The organism is Burkholderia sp. 3C (genome assembly GCF_054589155.1).
On sequence record NZ_BAAILN010000044.1, the window covers coordinates 458,899 to 480,496 of the forward strand.

Here is a 21,598-nt window from a genome sequence, read left to right on the forward strand (position 1 = left end):
GCGTCAGCGTGACGACCGCCCTGCAAGCGCTGCGCTGGCTCGAAGCCGAGGGCGCGATCCGCGCGCGGCCGCGCTCGGGTTATTACGTGGCCACGCCCGCCGCCGATGTCATCCGCGCCACACGCTGGGCCGCGCCGCTGCCGGAACTCGACGCCCAGGCGCGCGACCACCTGGCGATGGTCGGCGCGCCGTGCGAATTCCAGCTCGATCTGGCGGCCGGCGAGCCCTCGCTGTATCCGGTCGAGCGCTTCGGCGTGCTGCTGCGCCGCCTCGCGTATCGCCACCAGGACCTGCTCGGCGCCTACGTGCGCGGCACCGGCTACCCCGAACTGCGCCGCGGGATCGCGCGCCAGGCGATGCAATACGCGTGCGAGCTCGACCCGGACGAACTGATCGTCACGAACGGCTGCGTCGAGGCGATGAACCTCGCGCTGCGCGCGGTCACGCGGCCCGGCGACGTGGTGGCGGTCGAATCGCCGACCTACTTCGGACTGCTGCAGATGCTGCGCGCACTCGAACTGACCGTGCTGCCGATCCCGTGCGCGCCGCGCGACGGCATGGATCTGGCCGCACTGGCCGAGGCGCTCGACCGCGCGCCGGTCAAGGCGGTAGTCACCATCGCGAACGGCAACAACCCGGTCGGCAGCGTCGCGCCGGACGCCGCCAAGCGCGCGCTGGTCGACCTGCTGGCCGTGCGCGGCATCCCGCTGATCGAGGACGACATCTTCGGCGACGTCTGCTTCGGCAATACGCGGCCTCGCCCGGTGCGCGCGTTCGACACGGCCGGCAACGTGCTGTTGTGCGGCGGCTTCTCGAAGAGCCTGTGCCCCGGCCTGCGGCTTGGCTGGATCGCGGCCGGCCGCTACACCGAGCGCGTCAAGGCGCTCAAGTTCACGACGAGCATGGCCACCGCCGAATTGCAGCAGGCCGTGGTGGCCGACCTGCTCGCGAGCGGCGGTTATGCGCTGCACCTGCGGCGGCTCAAGGCGGCCCTCCAGTCGCAGCAGCACAGCTTGCGCGAGGCGATCCTGGGGCACTTCCCGGCGGGCACGAGCGTCAGCGAGCCGGCCGGCGGGTTCGTGCTGTGGGTGCAATTGCCGGGACACGGCGCGCGCAAGCCCAGCACACGTGCGTTGTTCGAGCGGGCGCGTGCCGAAGGGATCGGCGTGGCGCCCGGGCACCTGTTCGGCATCGACGGCGCGTTCGACGACTGCCTGCGCGTCAATGCCGGTTACCGCTGGCGCCCCGAGCTGGAGCGCGCGATCGCCCGGCTCGGCGCGCTTGCGGCGGACCTCGTCGCCGTATAGCGCAACGCCTCAAGGCCCGACGCGAAACACGCGATCACCGCCGATCACGTAGAGCCGGTCGCGCGAGCGCGCCGTGCCGATGTCGTAGCCACCAGTAAACGCGCCGAACGCCGGCAGCACGCCGAGCCGCTCACCGAACCGGAAGCACGGCAGCCGCGCATGATCGCCGCGTCCCGACAGGCGCAGCATCGGGTGCTCGTGGCCGGCCAGCGCATAGGCGCCATCGACTTCCCGCGGGTGATGGCACAGCGCCCACGGCCCGAGCCGATACGGGCCGGCCACCGTTTCCACCTCGAACTCCGCCGCGAGTTCGCCCGCGTGCCGGTCGTGATTGCCCTCCACCAGCACGAGCCGCAAGCCGCGATGCGCGCGCCGCCAGGCACGCAGCGGCGTCAGCATGTCGTCGGCATGCGATTCGCGCGCGTGCAGCAGATCGCCGAGAAACACGATCGTCTCGGGCAGATAGGTGGCGATCAGCCGATCGAGTCGCGCGAAGGTTTCGTTGGTCGAGCCGGCCGGCACCGGAATGCCGCGCGCGCGAAACACGGCGTCCTTGCCGAGATGCGCATCGGCCACGAACAGGCAGCCGCGCGCCGGATCGAACGCGGCCCGTTGCGCGGTCAGCACGAGCGCGTGGCCGTGCAGGTCGATGGTCAGCGCGTCGGCCTTCATGGCCCGCCTCCGCGTGCGCCGCGCGAGGCGGCCTTTTCCAGATCGGCGAGCATCCGCGCGACGCGCTCGGCGAGCGTCTCGGTCGTCACCTTCTCGCGCAACCGCCCGACGATCAGCGGGAACGCGAACGGCGTCGGTTTCTTCGGTGTGCTCAACGCCAGCCGGCTCGCGCCCATCCGTTCGAGCGCGGCGCGCATCCGGCCCAGTTCGAGTTCCTGCACCCGCACCTCCTCGTCGGCCTGCGCGAGCAGCAGATTGCCGCTGTCGTGCTTGCGAAATACTTCGTAGAACAAACCGCTCGACGCCTGCAATTGCCGGGCGCTCTTCTGCTGCCCCGGATGCCCCTGGAACACCAGCCCCGAAACGCGCGCGATCTCGCGAAAACGCCGCGCCGACAGCTCCGACGCGTTCAGGCTCGCGAGGATGTCGTGCGCCAGGTCGTCGGTGGAGAACAGGCCGCCGTCGATCAGCGCGCGCCAGTCGAACGGCTGCGCGGACAGCAGCTCGAAGCCGTAATCGTTCATCGAGATCGAGAACGTGCTCGGCCGCTCGCGCGCGACGCGCCACGCGATCAGCGAACCGAGCCCGACATGCGCGGTGCGGCCGGCGAACGGATAGCAGAAGAAGTGATGGCCCTCGCGCGTGCGGATCGCTTCGGCCACCAGCACACCGGGCGCCGGCAACGCCGACCAGTTCGCCTGCAATTCGAGCAGCGGCCGCACCGCGCGCATCTCCGGCTCGTCGTAGATGCCGTCGCCGGCACGGGCGAGCATCACGAGCGCCGCGTCGGCCAGCTCGGACGACAGCGGCATCCGGCTGCCGGCCCATTGCGGCAGCGCGCCGCGCGTGGACGTGGCGCGCTTCACGTATGCGGTCATGTCGCGCACGCGCACCAGTTCGAGCGCGCGGCCGCCGAACATGAACACGTCGCCCGGCTTCAGCCGCGACACGAACGCTTCCTCCATCGCACCGATCCGTCCGCCCGACAGGAACGCGACCTGCATCGTCGCGTTGCCGACGATCGTGCCGATGTTGTTGCGATGGCGGCGCACGAGTTCGTCGCGCGGCACGCGGTAGACGCCGTCGTCATCGGCCGCCACGCGGTGATAGTCGGGATACGCGCCGAGCGAGCCGCCGCCGCGCTCCACGAACGCGAGCGCCCAGTCGAACTCGGCGTCGCTCAGGTCGCGGTATGCGTAGGCGCTGCGCACCTCGGCCAGCATCGCGTCGCGCGTGAAGCCGCCGCCGATCGCCACCGTCACGAGATGCTGGACCAGCACGTCGAGCGGTTTCACCGGCATCTCGCGCGCCTCGATGCGCCCCTCGCCGATCGCCTCGCGTGCGGCGGCGGCCTCGACCAGTTCGAGCGCGTGGGTCGGCACGATAGTCACGCGCGACGTGCGGCCCGGTGCGTGGCCCGAGCGGCCGGCGCGCTGCATGAGGCGCGCGACGCCCTTCGGCGAACCGATCTGGAACACCCGATCGACCGGCAGGAAATCGACGCCGAGATCGAGGCTCGACGTGCACACCACCGCCTTCAGCCGGCCCGCCTTCAGGCCGAGTTCGACCCAGTCGCGCACCTGCCTGTCGAGCGAGCCGTGATGCAGCGCGATCAGCCCGGCCCAATCGGGCCGCTGTTCGAGCAGCGCCAGATACCAGAGTTCGGCCTGCGCGCGCGTGTTCGTGAACACCAGCGCGCTCGCGACCGCGTCGATCGCGTCGGCGACCGCGTCGATCGCGTCGGCGACCGCGCCGACCTGGCGCGTGCCGAGATGGCCGCCCCACGGAAAGCGCTCGATGGTATCGGGGATCAGCGTATCGACCACCAGCCGCTTCGGCACCGCGCCGCGCACCACCACGCGCGGCGTGCGCACCGGGTGCAGCAGCGCGTCGCAGGCGAGCGGCAGGTTGCCGAGCGTCGCGGACAGCCCCCAGACCTGCAGCTCGGGCCGCCATGCGGCGAGCCGCGCGAGCGCGAGCTGGGTTTGCGTGCCGCGCTTGCCGCCGAGCAGTTCGTGCCATTCGTCGACCACCACCAGCCGCAGGTGCGCGAGCGTGTCGCGTGCGTTGGCGCGGCTCAGCAGCAGCGACAGGCTCTCGGGCGTGGTGACGAGCGCGGACGGCATGCGCCGGTCCTGCCGCGCGCGTTCGGCGGACGGCGTGTCGCCGGTGCGCAGGCCGACCGTCCAGGGCACCGACAGATCGATCACGGCGGCTTGCAACGCGCGGGCGCTGTCGGCCGCGAGCGCACGCATCGGCGTGATCCAGAGCACCGTGAGCGGCGCGGGCAGCGTGGCGCGGCGGGTGCCTGACGGGGTAGCCGAGTTGACCTTGGCAGCCGGGTTGCCGCCGAACGCGGCCAGCGCGCCGATCCAGACGGCCCACGTCTTGCCTGCGCCCGTCGTCGCATGCAACACGCCGCTCGCGCCGCGGGCGATCTCGCGCCAGATCTGGCGCTGGAAATCGAACGGCTCACGGCGCTGCGCGGCGAACCACGCGGCGATGCGTTCGTCGATCGGCGTGGCGGCGCGTGCGGCATCGGGCGCGAACGGCGTTGGATGAAACGCTTCGGCGATGGCTGCGTCGTGCTGCGCCTGTGCAGCGCGCGTGCGCGGAATCGCGCGTGCACGCGGCGCGCCACGGCGGGGCGGCGTGATCGGTTCGGTCGGTTCGGTCGGTTCGGTCGGTTCGGTCGGTTCGGTCGGTTCGGTCGGTTCGGTCGGCTTGCTCGGCTTGCTCGGCTTGCTCGGCTTGCTCGGCTTGCTCGGCTTGCTCGGCTTGCTCGGCTTGCTCGGCTTGCTCGGCTTGCTCGGCTCGGCAGCCTCCGCAGCCTGGGCGGCAGCCCCGCTGCCCGGTTCGATACGCTCCTGAGCGTCGCTCATGCCGGCACCTCGTCGAGGAAGCCTTTCAGCATGTCGAGCGTATCGGCGTCATCGATCGATTTGTCGGTGCGCCAGCGCAACATGCGCGGAAACCGCACCGCAATGCCCGACTTGTGCCGCGGGCTCGCCTGAATGCCCTCGAAGCCGATCTCGAACACCAACGACGGCGTGACGCTGCGCACCGGACCGAATTTTTCGATGGTGGTGCGCCGCACGATCGCGTCGACCTGGCGCATCTCCTCGTCGGTCAGCCCCGAATAGGCCTTCGCGAACGGCACCAGCGTGCGCTGGCCGTCGGCCTCGTCCCACACCGCGAACGTGAAGTCGGTGTACAGGCTCGCGCGCCGGCCGTGGCCGCGTTGCGCGTAGAGCAGCACGGCGTCGATCGCGTACGGGTCCGTCTTCCACTTCCACCAGGTGCCCGACGCCTTGGTGCGCCCGACGCCGTAGCTCGACGCGCGCTCCTTTAGCATCAGCCCCTCGACGCCGCGCACGCGGCTTTCCTCGCGCAATGCGGCCAGCGCGGACCAATCGGGCGCGACGACTTGCGGCGAGAGGCGCAGCACGGCGTCGGCATCGGCAACACCGTCGGCCTTCGGTGCGGACAGCGCACGCGCCAGCGCCTCCAGTTGCGCGCGCCGCTCGACGAGCGGCGTGGTGCGCAGGTCGCGCCCGTTCAATTCGAGCAGATCGTAGGCGCGCAGCGCGGCCGGCGAATCGGCCAGGATGCGCTTGGTCAGCGTCTTGCGCGTGATGCGAGGTTGCAAGCGCGCGAATGGCAACGGCGTGGCCGCGCCCGGCTCCCACGCAAGGATCTCGCCGTCGATCACGGTGCCGTCGGGCAGCGCCTCGCCGAGCGCGACGAGTTCGGGGAAGCGTTCGGTGAGCAGATCCTCGCCGCGCGACCAGATCCACACGCGCCCCGCCCGCTTGACGAGCTGCGCGCGGATGCCATCCCATTTCCATTCGACGAGCCAATCGCCGATCGGGCCGAGCGTGGCGGGATCGGCCTGCAACGGATGCGCGAGGAAGAACGGATACGGCAGGCCGAGATCGCTTTCGTGCGGCGCGGCGGCGTCGCCCTCCTCGGCTTCGGGCGCGATCAGGCGCAGGTAGCGCGCGGCGTCGGGCGCCTGTCGCGAATCGGTCCAGCCGACCATGCGCTGCGCGATCCGCTTGTGATCGACACCCGCCACCGCCGCAAGCGCACGCACCACGAGCTGCCGCGACACGCCGACGCGAAAGCCGCCGCCGATCAGCTTGGTCAGCAGGAAGCGCTCGTTCCAGTTCAGCTCGTCCCAGTAACCGACGAGGCGTGCGCGCAAGACATCCGGCTCGATGCCGCGCAGCGTCAGCACGCGCGTCTCGATCCATTGCGCAAGGCCGAGCGACGATTCGCGCGTGGCGGGCGGCAACACGTGCGCGATGGTTTCGGCCAGATCGCCGACGGCCTGGTACGACTCCTCGAACAGCCAGTCGGACAGCCCGGCGCGCTCGCGTGCGCAGTCGGCGAGCAGGCGTGTCGGCACCGATTGGCGCGGCTTGCCGCCAGCCAGGAAATACGCGGCCCAAGCGGCGTCCTCGGGCGCGGCGGCCGAGAAATAGGCGACCAGCGCGTCGAGCTTGACGTGGGTGGAGGTGGTCGCGTCGAGCGCGGCGTAGAGCGTCGCGAAGCGTTTCATCGGCGGGGGCTCGGTGAAGGCGCGGCATGCTCGACAGGGGCGGGTTGCGGGTCGGCTTGCGAAGCGGATTTCAATTCGCCTTGCGGTTCGGATTGCGAAGCAAATTTTGATTCGGCGTGCGATTCGGCGTGCGATTCGGCGTGCGATTCGGCGTGCGATTCGGCGTGCGGCTCGCCTTGCGAAGCGGATTTCGTTGCGCCTTGCGACTCGGGCTCCGAGTCGCTGCCGATCACGGACGCAGATTGCGACGGCAGCGGCTGCGAAGACAACTGCGCAGCCGCACCCTCCGCCTCGGCCGCCTCGTCGCCATACTCGGTCGAGAACGCGCCGGCCTCCAGCCCCTGCTCGTTGAGCCAGCGCACCATCGGCTCGATCTGGCCGTGCGTGACGATCACACGCCCGGCTTGCGTCGCGCCGATCGCGTGCAGCAGCCCGGGCCAGTCGGCGTGATCGGACAGCACGAAGCCGCGATCGACGCCGCGCCGCCGCCGCGTGCCCCGCAACCGCATCCAGCCCGAGGCGAATGCGTCGCTGTAGTCGCCGAAGCGGCGCATCCACGCGCTGCCCTGCGCGGACGGCGGCGCGACGATCAACGCGCCGCGAAACGCGGCCTTGTCGCGTGCGGGGATCTCGCTGACGAGCCGCGTGTCGGGCAGATCGACGCCCGCCTCCCGGTACGCACGGTTCAGCGGCTCGACCGCACCGTGGCAGAAGATCGGGCCGATGCCGCGATCGATGCCGGCCAGCACGCGCTGCGCCTTGCCGAACGCGTAGCAGAACAGCACCGAGGCGCGGCCTTCGGCGGCGTTATGGCGCCACCACGCGTCGATGCCCGCGAAGATCGCCGCGGCCGGCTCCCAGCGGTAGATCGGCAGGCCGAACGTCGATTCGGTGATGAACGTGTCGCAGCGCACCGGTTCGAACGGCGCGCAAGTCGGATCGGGCTCGATCTTGTAATCGCCGGACGCCACCCACACGCGCCCCGCCTGCTCGACACGCACCTGCGCCGAGCCGAGCACGTGGCCGGCCGGATGCAGCGACACGCGCGCGTCGCCGATCGTCAGCGTCTCGCCGTAGGGCAGCGCTTGCACGTCGATATCGGGCAGTCGCGAGCGCAGCACGCCCACGCCCGGCTGCGCAGCCAGATAGCGGCGATGCCCGCTACGCGCGTGATCCGCATGCGCATGCGTGATGACGGCGCGTTCGACGGGCCGCCACGGGTCGATGTAGAAATCGCCGGCCGGGCAATACAGCCCCTCGGGGCGGGCGACGATCAGGTCGGAAGAGAGATCCACGCGTCTCCAGGGTCGTCGGGGTGGAATCACATCGAGAGCGAGCCAGATTCGTTCCCGCCAAAATCGGGCCGCCGGCTCGCGCCAGATCGGACGAAACGCCACGGCTGGCGGGCCTTGTCGCGCCTCGGCTTCACGCAGCGCACCGCCGCAAGGGCGAGCGTGGGGCTGCGCGGGGCCGCATCGCGTGCCGGGGCCAGGCTCGCTCGCCGCTGCCGCCATCGCAACCGGCTCGACGTAAAAACCTACCATCGCTTCGGCCAATGCGCCGGGCGATGCCGCACATCGGATTCGCCGCCCCAAAACGATTTCACCCCGCCGGGCCGAACCCGACGGGGTGAAATCGTTGCGCTCGCCCGAGGCCGTTCGGCCCCGGGCAGTGATGAGGCTCAGGCGTTCGACATCACGATGTTGGCGGTCTTGCTGGTGTTGCCGGCGAGGCCCATCGAGGCCGCGTCGTCGGTCGAGTAGGCGTAGGCGTGGATCGCATCGCCGTCGCCCGCCTTGCCGCCGTCCGACATCGTGACGGTCATGTTGCTGGCGTTGCCGCCAAAGTCCTTGTTGCCGTCGACCTTGCTGATGTCGGGGTTGCCCGCCCCCGTGCCCTGGCCGTTGTCGGCGCCGCCGTCTTCGTACAGCACTTCGTTCGGCTTGGTGTTGCCGTTCGCGTCCGACGGCGAGATGCGCACGCCGATGTCGGCCGAGCTGGCCTTGAAGCTGCCCGTCTGGCCGGGCTGCAGCGTGATGGTGCCCTTGTTCTGGCCCTGGACCGAGTACGTGAACGACTCCGGCCGGTTCGTGTCGTTGGTGACGTTGAAGGTCTTGTCGTCGCCGGTGCCGGTGTTGACGACCTTGACCGAATCGGGGCTGACGCCGCTCGTCGCGGCGGCCTGCGGCACACCGCCTGCGTTGTTGCTGATGCCCGCGGCGCCCGGTGCCGCGCCCGACGAGCCTGACGAGCCTGACGAGCCGGTGCTGGCGTCGTCGGCCGCCGCGGCCGGCGTACCGTTCGACGATGCGGCCGCCGCCGAGGTGCCCGAACCGGCATCGGTCGACGGCGTGCCCGCGCCAGCGCTCGGCGTGGCCGCCGCGGCCGGTGCGCCGCCGCCCGTGGCGGTCGGTTGCTGTGCATCGAGTTGCGGCATCCCGCCGCCCGAACCACTCCCGGCGCCCGACGGGCTGCCGCCGGCATTGTTGTCGTCACCGCTGCCGATGCGCGCGAGCAATTGATGGATCGCGTTCTCGAGTTGCTGGATCATCTGGATGATCTGGCTTTGCACCGACGAATTGGCGCCGCCCAACGAACCCAGGCCATTGCAACTGTTGGTGCTGGCGCTGTTGATCTCGAAAGACATATCGAACTCCGGAGCGTGGTATCGCCACGAGCCTACGACCAGCCCAAAAGGCGCGTCACCGGCCAGCGGAACCGATGTACGCCGAAGCGAAGCACCGCGCGAAAATTTCCGGAATGATGCAAGACATGCGGATTTTCCGCATCGGAACGAATGAATTCGTGACGAATTCATGTCGGAACGGTGCGAGTGGCGAGACGGAAAACCGGGAGGAACGGTGAGCAGCGCGGACATCGCGAGGCCTGCAACCCGGCCGGGAAAACCGGGCAGGCAAGCATGGCAAACGTCCGCATTGGCGAAAATGCACGGCCCACACAACCGATCGGAACAGCGACCGCCCCCGCCGCCGCTTCCTCGTGTCAGTTGCTGTCGTCCTGGGCGTTGGCGTCACCGGTCTGCGCGACCTTGGTCAAGACGCGCTTCTGATAGGCGTACCAGGACACCAAGCAAGCCTTGTCCCGGCAGTTCTTTTCGCGGAAATTCCACTGCTTGCGCGCACGCTCGGCAAACGCCGTCTTGTCCGTTACGGCGTCCTTCGCCTGCTGGTAGATCCCGGCGAGATCCCGATCGGACGCGGCAAGATCCGCGTCATGACACACGAGATACTCGGGAATCGATTTCGACTTCGAGCAATCGAAGCTCGTTTGCTGGAGCGAACCCGCGTCTGGCGTATCAGGGGCGGGCTGTGCCGGCGGTGCTTGTGAGATCACCGGCGTGGAGGCCTGCGCCGGTGCCGGGGCCGCGTTGACGGGCTGGGGCATCGTCGGAACCTGCTGGCCGAACGGCGTCAGTTGCCCCGCCATCGCGTCCTCGATCATTGCACCGATCAATGAATTCGGCGCCACCCGCAGCGTTTCGGTTTTAAAAACCGAATCACCCGAAATCAACTCGGACTTAGCGAAGTTACAAGGCGCCTGGCAGCTGACACGACTCGCCACGTTCGGATTGTCGTTGTCGAGAATCAGCACGACATAGTTGCCATTCTTCAAACCGACGTAACGCATCATGACGAGTGCCTTGGTGGCTTTGCCGGCGCGAATATCGTCTTCGCTTAAAGCCGGCTCATATCCATAGGTTCCATCCTGATTCACCGCGTAATTATGCGAAGGCGGCGCCGGTTGCACGACCGGCGCGGGCGCCGTGGAATCGGATACCGGGCCAGCACTCGCAACCGGGCTGGCAGCAGGCTGAGACGATCCGGCGGAAGGCGGGGGGCTTTTGTCACAGCCGGCAAGCAACATCGCGGCGAACAACGCTGCGACGGCAAATTGAATCGTTTTCATTGGTCTCTCACGGTTCGAGAATGTTATTTTCGCGGGTGCAAACGCTCGCCCATTGCGATTTTTCAAGCATCGCAATGATACCGAAAACGCCCGGACCAATAAATCGCTCATGGCTCGCCGCCGGCGCATCACGGGAATGATCTATTTAGAAACTGGAAATCGATACCCTATGCCACCCGATCGATTTATTCGTTCGCCACAGACGACAAATCGGGATGAAATGCGGATTATCGCGAACAGGAAGAGGGAAAGACTGAACAACGAGGAGATTCGCCGAGACGCGTCCAAACGGCGTCTCGACGCTGCGTGCAGCCAGGAACCTGGCCCGCGCGCATCAGAACCGGTACACCCGCCCGGTCAATTGTCCTGCGGGCACTGCAGGTTGCAGCCGTTCGGGTCGCCCATGTCGCCCTTCTTGCGCGCTTCCGTGCGCTTGCCCGACTGGTACTTCTTCGACGGCGCGGAGGCCGCGAACTGCATCTGCGGATGTTCGTTGAAATGAAACTGATCGGTCAGGATGCCGCCCGGCACGCCGGGGGAATTCTGCGCGAAGGCGAGCGAGGCGACGGCGGACAGCACACCGGCCGTCACGGCGACGGCGGCGAGATTGGCGAGGAGTTTCATGACGTCTGGGCACCGGGTTGGCGGCGCGTGGGCTGGTGATCGTTGGCTAAATGAAAAATGTAGCGCAAATGGGCGCGGCGTGCACCGGCCGCGCCTGATTCTTGATTACCGGCGGTTTCGGCGCGCGGCCCGGGTTCAGACCGAAGTCGCGCCCGACAGGCCGTCAGCCACCGACAGCAATGCGCCACAGGCGGCCGGGTCATAGCCGTCGAGGCGAGCGACCGTCTCGCGGTAAGGCTCGTCGCGCAGCAGCGACAGCGCATCGGCCAGCGGCGGCTCGCCGAGCCGGCCCTGCTCGCAGGCGAAGTAGTAATCCTCGTCCACCACCGGAATGAACGCGAGGCCGAAGTGATGCGCGGCCGGCTCGACGCCGAAACCGAGATCGGCCATCCCGCTCGCGACGAAGGCCGCGATCGCCGAGTGGGTCAGTTCCGCCGACGCGTAGCCGTTGATCCGCTCCGGATCGACGCCGATCTCGCGCAGCGCCAGATCGAGCAGCATCCGCGTGCCGGAACCGGGCTGGCGGTTGACGAAGCGCACGTCGTCGCGCGCCAGGTCGGCCAGGCCCACCACGCCCTTCGGATTGCCGCGCGGGATGAACAAGCCCTGTTTGCGGCGCGTCAGATGAATCAGCACATGGCGCGAATCGTCGAGCCACGGCCGATAGATCTGCGCGCAGTTCTCGCGGAACATGCCGCGCGGCAGGTGAAAACCGGCCAGATCGCATTCGCCGCGCGCCAGCGCCTTCACGGCCTCGACGCTTTCGCGGTACTTGATGTCCACCTGCGCATGGCCGTCGACCAGCGACGAGACCAGCGCCGCCACCGCATAGCCATGCGAGGCGTGGATGCGCAGCGCCCCCGGGTGCTGGGTCAGCCGCCGGTTCAGTTCGCTGGCCACCTCGGCCGCGAGCGCCCGCAAGTTCCCGCCCAGCCGCTCGCCCACCAACCGCTGCGCCCCGACCACGGCCGCGCCCAGCTCGGACAGCGTGGTGCCCTTGCCGCGGGCCGTTTCGATCAGCGCGCCGCCGACGCACGCTTCCAGCGCCCGCAGCAAACCCCAGGCGTGACGGTAGGACAGCCCCTTGGCCTCGGCCGCCTGGGCGATGCTGCCCGTGCTGGCCACCAGTTCCAGCAACGGCACCACGTCGGACAGGCTGGCGGTACGCCCCTCGCTGTCGCGCACGATCAGATGGGTGTCGCATTCGACTCGAATCATTTATGCAACCTCGTCTCTTATTGCGACCTGGATTCTAACGGCATATTGTCTTTCCCACCTGATCAAACAACAGCGCCAGTGCCCGGCCATATGAAACAGCCGAGCATATAGGACCTGGAGGAGCACGGATGTCCCCATCCCCCGTTTCAGCGGACGCGCTTGTCTCGCGACATGCGCGCGCCGGTCAATCTCTCGTCGCGATCCTGCACGCCATTCAGGATGAAGCCGGCTACGTGCCGGAAGGCTGCGTGCCGCTGCTCGCGAAAGCCCTGAACCTGTCGCGCGCCGAAGTTCACGGCGTGCTGACCTACTACCACCACTTCCACACCACGCCGCCCGCGCGCGTGACGATCCAGCTGTGCCGCGCCGAAGCGTGTCGCAGCCTCGGCGGCGAAGCGCTGGTCGCGCACGCCCAGACGCGCACCGGCTGCCGCATCGACGGCGAGCATCACGGCGACGTCGCGCTCGAATCCGTCTATTGCCTCGGATTCTGCGCCCAATCGCCCGCCGCCATGATCAACGACGAACCGCACGCGCGCATGACGCCGGCGCGTTTCGACGCGCTGCTCGCCGAAGCCACCACGAAGGAGCCGGCATGAGCCAAGCCCCCGTCCGCATTTACGTGCCGCGCGATTCCGCCGCGCTGGCGATGGGCGCCGAGGCGCTGGCCCGTGCGATTGCCGCCGAAGCCGCCGCGCGCGGCGTGGCGATCGAACTGGTCCGCAACGGCTCGCGCGGCCTGCTCTGGCTCGAACCGCTCGTGGAAGTGGCGACCGAAGCGGGCCGCGTCGGCTACGCGAATCTATCGGCACGCGATGTGGGCTCGCTGTTCGACGCCGGCTGGCTCGAAGGCGGCGCACATCCGTCGCACGTCGGCGTGGTCGACGACCTGCCCTACCTGAAGAAGCAGCAACGCCTGACCTTCGCGCGCATCGGCATCACCGATCCGCTGTCGATCGACGATTACGTCGCGCACGGCGGCCTCGACGGCCTGCGCCGCGCGCTGACGCTCGACGGCGCGGCCGCATGCGAGGAGCTGATCGAATCGGGCCTGCGCGGCCGTGGCGGCGCGGCGTTCCCGGCCGGCATCAAATGGCGCACGGTGCGTCAGGCCAAGGCGGCGCAGAAGTACATCGTCTGCAATGCCGACGAAGGCGATTCGGGCACGTTCTCGGACCGCCTCGTGATGGAGAGCGACCCGTACTGCCTGATCGAAGGGATGATCATCGCCGGCATCGTGACCGGCGCGACGCAGGGCCATATCTACGTGCGCAGCGAATACCCGCACGCGATCGCCGCGCTCGACGAAGCGATCGGGCGCGCCCGCGCGGCCGGCTGGCTCGGCGACAGCGTGCTCGGCTCCGGCCACGCGTTCGAGCTGGCCGTGGCCAAGGGCGCCGGCGCCTACGTGTGTGGCGAGGAAACCGCCCTGCTCGAATCGCTCGAAGGCAAGCGCGGCGTGGTGCGCGCGAAGCCGCCGCTGCCCGCGCTGCAAGGCCTGCACGGCCAGCCGACCGTCATCAACAACGTCATCACGCTCGCCACCACGCCGATCATCTTCGCGCGCGGCGCGGCGTTCTACCGCGACTACGGCATGGGCCGTTCGCGCGGCACGCTGCCGTTCCAACTGGCCGGCAACATCCGCCAGGGCGGCCTCGTCGAGCTGGCGTTCGGCGTGACGCTGCGCGAGCTGCTGTTCGATTTCGGCGGCGGCACGGCCAGCGGCCGGCCGGCGCGCGCGGCCCAGGTGGGCGGCCCGCTCGGCACCTACCTGCCCGAGCATCAGTGGGATATCCCGCTCGACTACGAAGCCTATGCGGCAGTGGGCGCCGTGGTGGGTCACGGCGGCATCGTGCTGCACGACGACACCTCGAACCTGGCCGACCTCGCCCAATACGCGATGCAGTTCTGCGTCCACGAATCGTGCGGCAAGTGCACGCCGTGCCGGATCGGCTCGACGCGCGGCGTCGAAACGATCGCGCGAATCCGCAACGGCGATACGTCCGAGCGGCAGGTGCGCCTGCTGCGCGACCTCTGCGACACGATGATGGCCGGTTCGCTGTGTGCGATGGGCGGCATGACGCCCTACCCGGTGATCTCGGCCCTCGATCACTTCCCCGAAGATTTCGGCCTCGCCGGCGCCGCGACCCCGGCCGCCAAGGCCGCGGCCTGACAGGAGACTCAACCATGTCCACCCAAGCATTCGATTCCTCCGCCCCCGCGGGCGGCTGCGGTTCCGGCAACTGCGCCTGCAAGAGCGCCGCTCAACGCCGCGACCCGTTCGACGATACCGACTACGGCACGCCGTTCCGGCACGCCGATACCGACATCACGCTCGAAATCGACGGCCAGGCCGTCACGGTGCCGGCCGGCACCTCGGTGATGCGCGCGGCGATCGAGGCCGGCGTGCACGTGCCGAAGCTGTGCGCCACCGATTCGCTCGAACCGTTCGGCTCGTGCCGGCTCTGCCTGGTCGAAATCGAAGGCCGCCGCGGCACCCCCGCGTCGTGCACCACGCCGGCCGAAGCCGGCATGAAGGTGCGCACGCAAAGCAACCGTCTGCAAGACCTGCGCCGCAACGTGATGGAGCTGTACATCTCCGATCACCCGCTCGACTGCCTGACCTGCCCCGCCAACGGCGACTGCGAACTGCAGGACATGGCCGGCGTGGTGGGCCTGCGCGAAGTGCGCTACGGCTTCGACGGCGACAACCACCTCAAGGCCAAGAAAGACGAATCGAACCCGTACTTCAGCTACGACCCGTCGAAGTGCATCGTCTGCAACCGCTGCGTGCGCGCCTGCGAGGAAACCCAGGGCACGTTCGCGCTGACGATCTCGGGCCGCGGCTTCGAGTCGCGCGTGTCGGCGGGCGAAAGCCAGTCGTTCATGGAATCGGAGTGCGTGTCGTGCGGCGCCTGCGTGGCCGCCTGCCCGACCGCAACGCTGCAGGAAAAGAGCGTGACGTTCCTCGGCCAGGCCGAGCACTCGGTGGTGACGACCTGCGCCTATTGCGGCGTGGGCTGCTCGTTCAAGGCCGAGATGAAGGGCTCGCAGGTGGTGCGCATGACGCCGCACAAGAACGGCCTCGCCAACGAAGGCCACGCCTGCGTGAAGGGCCGCTTCGCCTGGGGCTACGCCACCCACAAGGACCGCATCACGAAACCGATGATCCGCGAGAAGATCACCGACCCGTGGCGCGAAGTGAGCTGGGACGAGGCGCTGAACTACGCGGCCTCGCAATTCCGCAAGCTGCAGGAAAAATACGGCCGCGATTCGATCGGCGGCATTACGTCGTCGCGCTGCACCAACGAGGAAACCTACCTCGTGCAGAAGCTGGTGCGCGCCGCGTTCGGCAACAACAACGTCGACACCTGCGCGCGCGTGTGCCACTCGCCGACCGGCTATGGCCTGAAGACGACGCTCGGCGAATCGGCCGGCACGCAGACCTTCGCCTCGGTCGCGAAGGCCGACGTGGTGGTGGTGATCGGCGCCAACCCGACCGACGGCCACCCGGTGTTCGGCTCGCGCCTGAAACGCCGCATTCGCGAAGGCGCGAAGCTCGTGGTGATCGACCCGCGCCGCATCGACATCGTCGACAGCGCGCACATAAAGGCCCAGCATCACCTGCAACTGCGCCCCGGCACCAACGTCGCGATGATCAACTCGCTGGCGCACGTGATCGTCACCGAGCAACTGTTCGACGCCGCCTATATCGCCGAGCGCTGCGAGACGCGCGCGTTCGAGGATTGGCGCGCGTTCGCCGCCCGCGAGGAGAATTCGCCGGAAGCGAACGAGGCGATCACCGGCGTGCCGGCCGAGCAGGTTCGCATGGCCGCGCGGCTCTACGCCACGGGCGGCAACGCCGCGATCTACTACGGCCTCGGCGTGACTGAACACGCGCAGGGCTCGACGATGGTGATGGGCATCGCGAACCTCGCGATGGCCACCGGCAACGTGGGCCGCGAAGGCGTGGGCGTGAACCCGCTGCGCGGCCAGAACAACGTGCAGGGCTCGTGCGACATGGGCTCGTTTCCGCACGAGCTGCCCGGCTACCGTCATATCAGCGACTCAACCGTGCGTGCGCAATTCGAGGCCGCCTGGTCGGCCACGCTGCAGCCCGAACCGGGCCTGCGCATCCCGAACATGTTCGAGGCCGCGCTCGACGGCAGCTTCAAGGGCCTGTACTGCCAGGGCGAGGACATCGTCCAGTCGGACCCGAACACGCAACACGTGGCCGCCGCGCTGTCGTCGATGGAATGCATCGTCGTGCAGGACATCTTCCTGAACGAAACCGCGAAGTACGCCCACGTGCTGCTGCCCGGCGCGACCTTCCTCGAAAAGGACGGCACGTTCACCAACGCCGAACGCCGCATCTCGCGCGTACGCCGCGTGATGCCGCCGCTGGCCGGCTATGCCGACTGGGAAGTGACCCTGAAGCTGGCCCGCGCGCTCGGCTACGAGATGGACTATGCGCATCCGTCGGAAATCATGGACGAGATCGCCGCGCTCACGCCGACCTTCTCGGGCGTGTCGTACGAAAAGCTCGACCGGCTCGGCAGCATCCAGTGGCCGTGCAACGACGCGGCGCCCGAAGGCACGCCGACCATGCACATCGACAGTTTCGTGCGCGGCAAGGGCCGCTTCGTGATCACGCAGTTCGTGGCCTCGCCGGAAAAGGTCAACACCCGCTACCCGTTGATCCTGACCACCGGCCGGATCCTCTCGCAGTACAACGTGGGCGCGCAGACGCGCCGCACCGAGAACGTCCACTGGCACGACGAGGACCGGCTCGAAATTCACCCGCACGACGCCGAGGAACGCGGCATCCACACGGGCGACTGGGTCGGCATCGAATCGCGCTCGGGGCAGACGGTGCTGCGCGCGCTGGTGTCCGACCGGATGCAGCCGGGCGTGGTGTACACCACGTTCCACTTCCCGGAATCGGGTGCGAACGTGATCACGACCGACAGCTCGGACTGGGCGACCAACTGCCCCGAGTACAAGGTGACGGCGGTGCAGGTGTTGCCGGTCACGCAGCCCTCGGAATGGCAGCGCCAGTATTCGCGCTTCAATGCCGAGCAGATCGACCTGCTGCAACAGCGCGAAGCGGCCGTGCCGGCCGGCTCGGGCAAGTAAGGCGCCACGCACGATGAAAGTCGACAACCTGATCACGATGGCCAACCAGATCGGCACGTTCTTCGGTTCGATGCCCGATCGCCCCGAAGCCATCGACGGCATCGCCGATCACATCCGGCGCTTCTGGGAACCGCGCATGCGCCGCACGCTGCTCGCCACGCTCGACGAACCGGAGGGCGAAGCGTTCCTCTCGATCGAGCCGATCGTGCGCGAGGCGCTCGTCAAGCATCGCACCGCGCTCGAACCGGCGACCTCGCCGGCGGTGTGACGGATACCGGGTGGCGGCGGATTGCATTGCCGCTGCCGCCCGGCATACCTACCCTTTCCGCTATTTCAATTGCCCCCAGCCGCGCTCACTGCGCCGGCCTCAGCCCCCGGTTCACCGCGGCAAACCACGTCTCGCAGTGCCTGAGCAGCGCATGGCCGTCGGAAGCGCTGCGCCCGCGCGCCGCCAGATAGCCGTCGGGCCTCAGCAAATAGAAGCAGCCGCGCGTGTGGCCATAGGCATCGCCGAGCGGCGGTGCGCCGTCCTCGCCTGTGCTGCCGGCATCGGTCACGCGCCAGGTGCGGATCGCGCCCGGCATCAGACGGTCGAGCGCGGCCGCGAGCGCCGGGCCGTCGCCATGCGGCTCGGCGCTACCGTTCACTTTATGCTCCGCGGCTTCGGCCGCTGATGAAGCGCCGTCCGCCTCGATCAGCAGCAACGTGAAGTGCGCCGGATCGTGCAGATCGAACAGCCGCGCCACGCCGGGCGCCTGGCCGAGCGGCCCGTCGAGCACATGCAGCAGCGCATCGGGCGCGCGTTCGCCGGCGCGCGGGCCGCCGTCGAGCACGCGTTCGAGCGTGAGCGAGCTTTTGCGGTACTGCACGGCCAGCTCGCTGACCGAGCGGCGCAGCGCGTCGCGCACCGGCCCGAGCGAGGCCAGCACCGGTACCACATGCTCGCGCAACAGCTTCAGCGGCCCGTGATCGGCCTCCACGACCTGCGTGATGAAGCTGGTTTGCCGCAACACGTCGCGCTCGATCGGATGGCGCTCGGCGTGATACGTGTCGAGCAGCCCCTCGGGCGCACCGCCCGTCAGCACGCGCGCGAGCTTCCAGCCGAGATTGAACGCCTCCTGGATGCCGGTATTCATGCCCTGCGCGCCGGCCGGGCTGTGCACGTGCGCGGCATCCCCCGCGAACAGCACGCGGCCGATACGCAGGCGTTCGATCATGCGGCTGTGCAGGTGGAAGTACGAGGACCACGCGAGATCGTCGATCGTCAGCCGTGCGTCGATGCGCGTGCGCACGATCGCGCGGCAGAGGTCGAGCGACGGCGCGCTCGCGCCCTCGCCTTCCGCGCCCTGCGCATCGGGCGGCGGCCGGTCGGCCACGATCCGGTAGCGCCCCTGGCCGAGCGGCAGCATGCCGGCCAACCCTTCGTGGGTGGCGTACAGGCGGATTTCGTCATCGGGCCAGCCCGGCTCGGCCGCCACATCGGCCAGCAGGAAGGTTTGCTCGAAGGCCTGACCGGCGAACCCGGAGCCGAGCAGATGCCGCAGCGTGCTGTGCGCGCCGTCGGCCGCGACCACATACGACGGCTCGACGCTTTCCTCGCCGCCACCCTCACGCTGCAACATGGCCTGCACGCTGCCGCCGTCCTGCCGGATACACACCAGCCTGACACCGCGCTCGATCAGCACCCCGAACGATGCGAGGTGCTCGGCGAGGATGCGTTCGGTATCCGTCTGGTCGAGCATCAGCAGATACGGATAGCGCGTTTGCAGCGGATCGAAATCGAGCTCGGCGATGCACCGCCCTTCCGAATGCAGATGCGCGACGCGGGCACGATGGCCTCGTGCGAGAAACGGCTCGACGATACGGTGCTGCTCGAACAGTTCGAGCGTGCGCGCCTGAATGCCGATGGCGCGCGAATGGCAGGCCGGCTGCATGGCCTGATCGATGAGGCGCACGGGCACCTTGGCACGGGCCAGCGCAAGCGCGGCGGCCAGGCCGGTGGGGCCGGCACCGACGATCAGCACCGGGGCGATATCCAGCGGAACGGCAAGCATGTCGACCTCCGCGATCCAAGACGGGAATCAGTCTACGCCGGCCGCCGCACGTCATCCATAGGCCGAATGGCCGAAATGGACAAGCACGACGTGCGGTATGGGAAAATGCGTCTTTCTCGCCAGCTTTGCGTCATGGAATCCGTTTTCGATCGCGCGTTCGCGGCGCACCGGGCCGGCCGCCTCATGGAGGCCGAGCGCGACTACCGCGCCGCACTCGTCGCCAATCCGTCCGATGCCGATGCACTGCATCTGTTCGGCGTATTGCGACATCAGCAGGGACAGAACCAGGAAGCAGCCGATCTGGTCGGCCGCGCGGTCGCCTTGCGCCCGAACGATGCTGCGTTGCACCTGAACCTCGGCAACGCGCTGCGCGCGCTGGGCCGCATCGACGACGCCATCGACCGGTTCCGCAACGCGCTGACGCTCGCGCCGGATTTCTCGCTCGCCCACTACAACCTGGGCAACGCCTATGCCGCCCAGGAACGCCACGAGGATGCCGCCGACGCGTTCGAACGTGCGCTGCGGCTCTCGCCCGGCGACGCGTCGATCCACAACAACCTCGGCAATGCACTGAACGCGCTCGGCCGTCACGACGAAGCGTTCGCCGCGTTCCGCCGTGCGCTGGCGCTTCGCCCGGGCCATGCAGGCGCGCACAACAATCTCGGGATGGCGCTGGCCGCGCTCGGCCAGGCCGACGAGGCGCTGGCGCATTTCCGCGCCGCGCTCGACGCCGAGCCGGGCTTCGCCGCCGCCCACTTCAACCTCGGCAACACGCTCGACGCGATCGGCCGCCACGACGAGGCCATCCGTGCGTTCGAAGCCGTGCTCGCGTTGCATCCGGCGTTCCCGCTCGCGCTGCTCGGCCTCGGCAATGCGTTGGCTGCGCTCGGCCGTCATGGCGAGGCGCGCACGCGCTACGAGCGCGCCGTGGGCCTCGATCCGTCGCTGGTGCCCGCGTGGCTCAATCTGGGCACCGCGCACCATGCACTCGGGGCGCACGAGCTGGCGTTGCGCGCGTTCGATCAGGCGCTGCGGCTCGCGCCCGATCACACGCTGGCGCGCATGCATCGCGCCGTCACGCTGCTGACGCTGCGCGATTTCGCGCGCGGCCTGCCCGAGTACGAAGCGCGCCACGCGCTGCCCGGGGTGTCCGACGCCGGTGCGCTGCCGCGCTGGCGTGGCGAACCGATCGCCTCGCGCACGCTGCTCGTGCGCGCCGAGCAGGGCTTCGGCGACACGCTGCAGTTCGTGCGCTTCGTGCCGCTCGCACGCGAGCGCTGCGCGCGGCTCGTGCTCGAAGTGCAGCCGGAGCTGCTGCCGCTGATCGAACCGCTCGCGAAGCCCTGGCGCGTATCGGTCGTCGCGCAGGGGCGGCAGCGTATCGAAGCCGATCTGGCGTGCTCGCTGTTGAGCCTGCCCTATGCGCTCGGCCTCGGTTTCGACGAGATTCCGGCCCCCACGTCATATCTGAGGGTGCCCGACGCCGCGCGGCGACGCTTTCGCGGCTCGCTCGGCGGGCAGTCGCGGCGCAAGCTCGGCATCGTCTGGTCGGGGCGGCGTCAGGTGCAGGAAAACCGCGCCGCACCGCTCGCCGCGCTCGCACCGCTGTTCGACATTCCCGGTATCGACTGGATCGTGCTGCAGCCCGATCTGTCGCCGGCCGATCGCGCCGCGCTCGATGCGCATCCGCAGCGCGCCCGCATCCGCACCGTCGACGGCCTCGACGATTTCGCCGCCACCGCCGCACTGATCGACCGTCTCGACGGCGTCGTGTCGATCGACACCGCCGTCGCCCACCTGACCGGCGCGCTCGGCAAGCCGCTCTGGCTGATGCTCGCGTTCGCGGCCGACTGGCGCTGGTTCACGGGTAGCGACAGTCCGTGGTATCGGCGCGCGAATCTGTTCCGCCAGCCGTCGCCGGGCGATTGGGCGCCGGTGGTCGCCGCCGTGGCCGCGAGCGTCGCGGCCGGTTGAGGGGCGTCGTCGTGCCGGGCAAGATCCGGCCAGCCGTATGCACAACGAACACGCACAACGAAAAAGGGAGCGCCTCGGCGCTCCCTTCTCTTGTCGGGTTCAGTCGCAGCGGGCCGCGGCCC

At 69.0% G+C, this 21,598-nt stretch carries 14 protein-coding genes and 2 pseudogenes; 6 read left to right on the forward strand and 10 right to left on the reverse strand.

The features are described 5' to 3' along the window. Positions 1-1,307, forward strand: a 1,307-nt coding sequence (locus ACYP33_RS08465; protein WP_459620943.1) for an aminotransferase-like domain-containing protein, incomplete at its 5' end; no start/stop codon positions are given. A gap of 9 nt (positions 1,308-1,316) precedes the next feature. Here the strand turns inward: ACYP33_RS08465 and pdeM are convergent. The 8 genes from pdeM to ACYP33_RS08505 all read right to left on the reverse strand — a co-directional run bounded on the left by pdeM (position 1,317) and on the right by ACYP33_RS08505 (position 12,312). Then, the gene (gene pdeM, locus ACYP33_RS08470; protein ID WP_459620945.1) at positions 1,317-1,979 is read right to left on the reverse strand and encodes a ligase-associated DNA damage response endonuclease PdeM; all 663 of its coding nucleotides are present in this window, start codon (positions 1,977-1,979) and stop codon (positions 1,317-1,319) included. Then, positions 1,976-4,861 (reverse strand): ligase-associated DNA damage response DEXH box helicase, encoded by a 2,886-nt coding sequence (locus tag ACYP33_RS08475; protein ID WP_459620947.1) that lies wholly within the window; start codon positions 4,859-4,861, stop codon positions 1,976-1,978. The genes pdeM and ACYP33_RS08475 overlap by 4 nt, the downstream gene beginning before the upstream one ends. After that, entirely contained in the window at positions 4,858-6,543 is a 1,686-nt protein-coding gene (locus tag ACYP33_RS08480; RefSeq protein WP_459620949.1) for an ATP-dependent DNA ligase, read from the reverse strand. The genes ACYP33_RS08475 and ACYP33_RS08480 overlap by 4 nt, the downstream gene beginning before the upstream one ends. Beyond that, positions 6,540-7,838, reverse strand: a complete 1,299-nt coding sequence (locus ACYP33_RS08485; RefSeq protein ID WP_459620951.1) for a ligase-associated DNA damage response exonuclease — start codon at positions 7,836-7,838, stop codon at positions 6,540-6,542. The genes ACYP33_RS08480 and ACYP33_RS08485 overlap by 4 nt, the downstream gene beginning before the upstream one ends. Before the next feature lie 386 nt (positions 7,839-8,224). Beyond that, a complete protein-coding gene (locus ACYP33_RS08490) occupies positions 8,225-9,190 on the reverse strand; it encodes a hypothetical protein (protein WP_459620953.1) in 966 nt (321 codons plus the stop codon). A 356-nt stretch (positions 9,191-9,546) separates the two neighbouring features. Beyond that, positions 9,547-10,278 carry a hypothetical protein gene (locus tag ACYP33_RS08495; RefSeq protein ID WP_414451990.1) on the reverse strand — a complete coding sequence of 244 codons (732 nt, stop codon included), beginning with the start codon at positions 10,276-10,278 and terminating at the stop codon, positions 9,547-9,549. A 549-nt stretch (positions 10,279-10,827) separates the two neighbouring features. Next, positions 10,828-11,094: a hypothetical protein gene (locus ACYP33_RS08500; RefSeq protein ID WP_414444200.1), complete on the reverse strand. Its 267-nt coding sequence runs from the start codon at positions 11,092-11,094 to the stop codon at positions 10,828-10,830. A 135-nt stretch (positions 11,095-11,229) separates the two neighbouring features. Beyond that, positions 11,230-12,312, reverse strand: coding sequence for a substrate-binding domain-containing protein (locus tag ACYP33_RS08505; protein ID WP_414444199.1), 1,083 nt, complete (start codon positions 12,310-12,312; stop codon positions 11,230-11,232). 128 nt (positions 12,313-12,440) lie between these two features. Here ACYP33_RS08505 and ACYP33_RS08510 point away from each other — a divergent pair, with 128 nt between their 5' ends. Genes ACYP33_RS08510 through ACYP33_RS08525 form a run of 4 tightly spaced genes read left to right on the forward strand, consistent with a single transcriptional unit; the run spans position 12,441 to position 17,716 of the window. Continuing rightward, positions 12,441-12,911, forward strand: a complete 471-nt coding sequence (locus tag ACYP33_RS08510; protein ID WP_459620955.1) for an NAD(P)H-dependent oxidoreductase subunit E — start codon at positions 12,441-12,443, stop codon at positions 12,909-12,911. After that, positions 12,908-14,485 carry a formate dehydrogenase beta subunit gene (locus ACYP33_RS08515; protein ID WP_459620957.1) on the forward strand — a complete coding sequence of 526 codons (1,578 nt, stop codon included), beginning with the start codon at positions 12,908-12,910 and terminating at the stop codon, positions 14,483-14,485. Before ACYP33_RS08510 ends, ACYP33_RS08515 begins: the two co-directional genes overlap by 4 nt. Positions 14,486-14,499: 14 nt before the next feature. Continuing rightward, positions 14,500-17,448 (forward strand): formate dehydrogenase subunit alpha, encoded by a 2,949-nt coding sequence (gene fdhF, locus ACYP33_RS08520; protein WP_459620958.1) that lies wholly within the window; start codon positions 14,500-14,502, stop codon positions 17,446-17,448. Positions 17,449-17,461: 13 nt separating this feature from the next. Beyond that, positions 17,462-17,716 (forward strand): formate dehydrogenase subunit delta, encoded by a 255-nt coding sequence (locus ACYP33_RS08525; RefSeq protein ID WP_414450161.1) that lies wholly within the window; start codon positions 17,462-17,464, stop codon positions 17,714-17,716. Between the two features lie 85 nt (positions 17,717-17,801). Here the strand turns inward: ACYP33_RS08525 and ACYP33_RS08530 are convergent. Both ACYP33_RS08530 and ACYP33_RS08535 read right to left on the reverse strand, forming a co-directional pair. Beyond that, positions 17,802-18,077 (reverse strand): annotated as a pseudogene (locus ACYP33_RS08530) (hypothetical protein); the annotation flags it as partial. Between the two features lie 60 nt (positions 18,078-18,137). Beyond that, positions 18,138-19,670, reverse strand: a pseudogene (locus tag ACYP33_RS08535) (FAD-dependent monooxygenase); the annotation flags it as partial. On the opposite strand from ACYP33_RS08535, the gene ACYP33_RS08540 reads away from it, so the two are divergent. After that, positions 19,635-21,476, forward strand: coding sequence for a tetratricopeptide repeat protein (locus tag ACYP33_RS08540; protein ID WP_459620960.1), 1,842 nt, complete (start codon positions 19,635-19,637; stop codon positions 21,474-21,476). The pseudogene ACYP33_RS08535 and the gene ACYP33_RS08540 sit on opposite strands and share 36 nt — an antisense overlap. The last annotated feature ends 122 nt before the right edge of the window (positions 21,477-21,598 follow it).

Coding starts and splice junctions, on each gene's coding strand:
- pdeM (WP_459620945.1), bottom strand. CDS start 1,979: ATGAAGGCCGACGCGCTGACCATCGACCTGCACGGCCACGCGCTCGTG.
- ACYP33_RS08475 (WP_459620947.1), bottom strand. CDS start 4,861: ATGAGCGACGCTCAGGAGCGTATCGAACCGGGCAGCGGGGCTGCCGCC.
- ACYP33_RS08480 (WP_459620949.1), bottom strand. CDS start 6,543: ATGAAACGCTTCGCGACGCTCTACGCCGCGCTCGACGCGACCACCTCC.
- ACYP33_RS08490 (WP_459620953.1), bottom strand. CDS start 9,190: ATGTCTTTCGAGATCAACAGCGCCAGCACCAACAGTTGCAATGGCCTG.
- ACYP33_RS08500 (WP_414444200.1), bottom strand. CDS start 11,094: ATGAAACTCCTCGCCAATCTCGCCGCCGTCGCCGTGACGGCCGGTGTG.
- ACYP33_RS08505 (WP_414444199.1), bottom strand. CDS start 12,312: ATGATTCGAGTCGAATGCGACACCCATCTGATCGTGCGCGACAGCGAG.
- ACYP33_RS08510 (WP_459620955.1), top strand. CDS start 12,441: ATGTCCCCATCCCCCGTTTCAGCGGACGCGCTTGTCTCGCGACATGCG.
- ACYP33_RS08515 (WP_459620957.1), top strand. CDS start 12,908: ATGAGCCAAGCCCCCGTCCGCATTTACGTGCCGCGCGATTCCGCCGCG.
- fdhF (WP_459620958.1), top strand. CDS start 14,500: ATGTCCACCCAAGCATTCGATTCCTCCGCCCCCGCGGGCGGCTGCGGT.
- ACYP33_RS08525 (WP_414450161.1), top strand. CDS start 17,462: ATGAAAGTCGACAACCTGATCACGATGGCCAACCAGATCGGCACGTTC.
- ACYP33_RS08540 (WP_459620960.1), top strand. CDS start 19,635: ATGGAATCCGTTTTCGATCGCGCGTTCGCGGCGCACCGGGCCGGCCGC.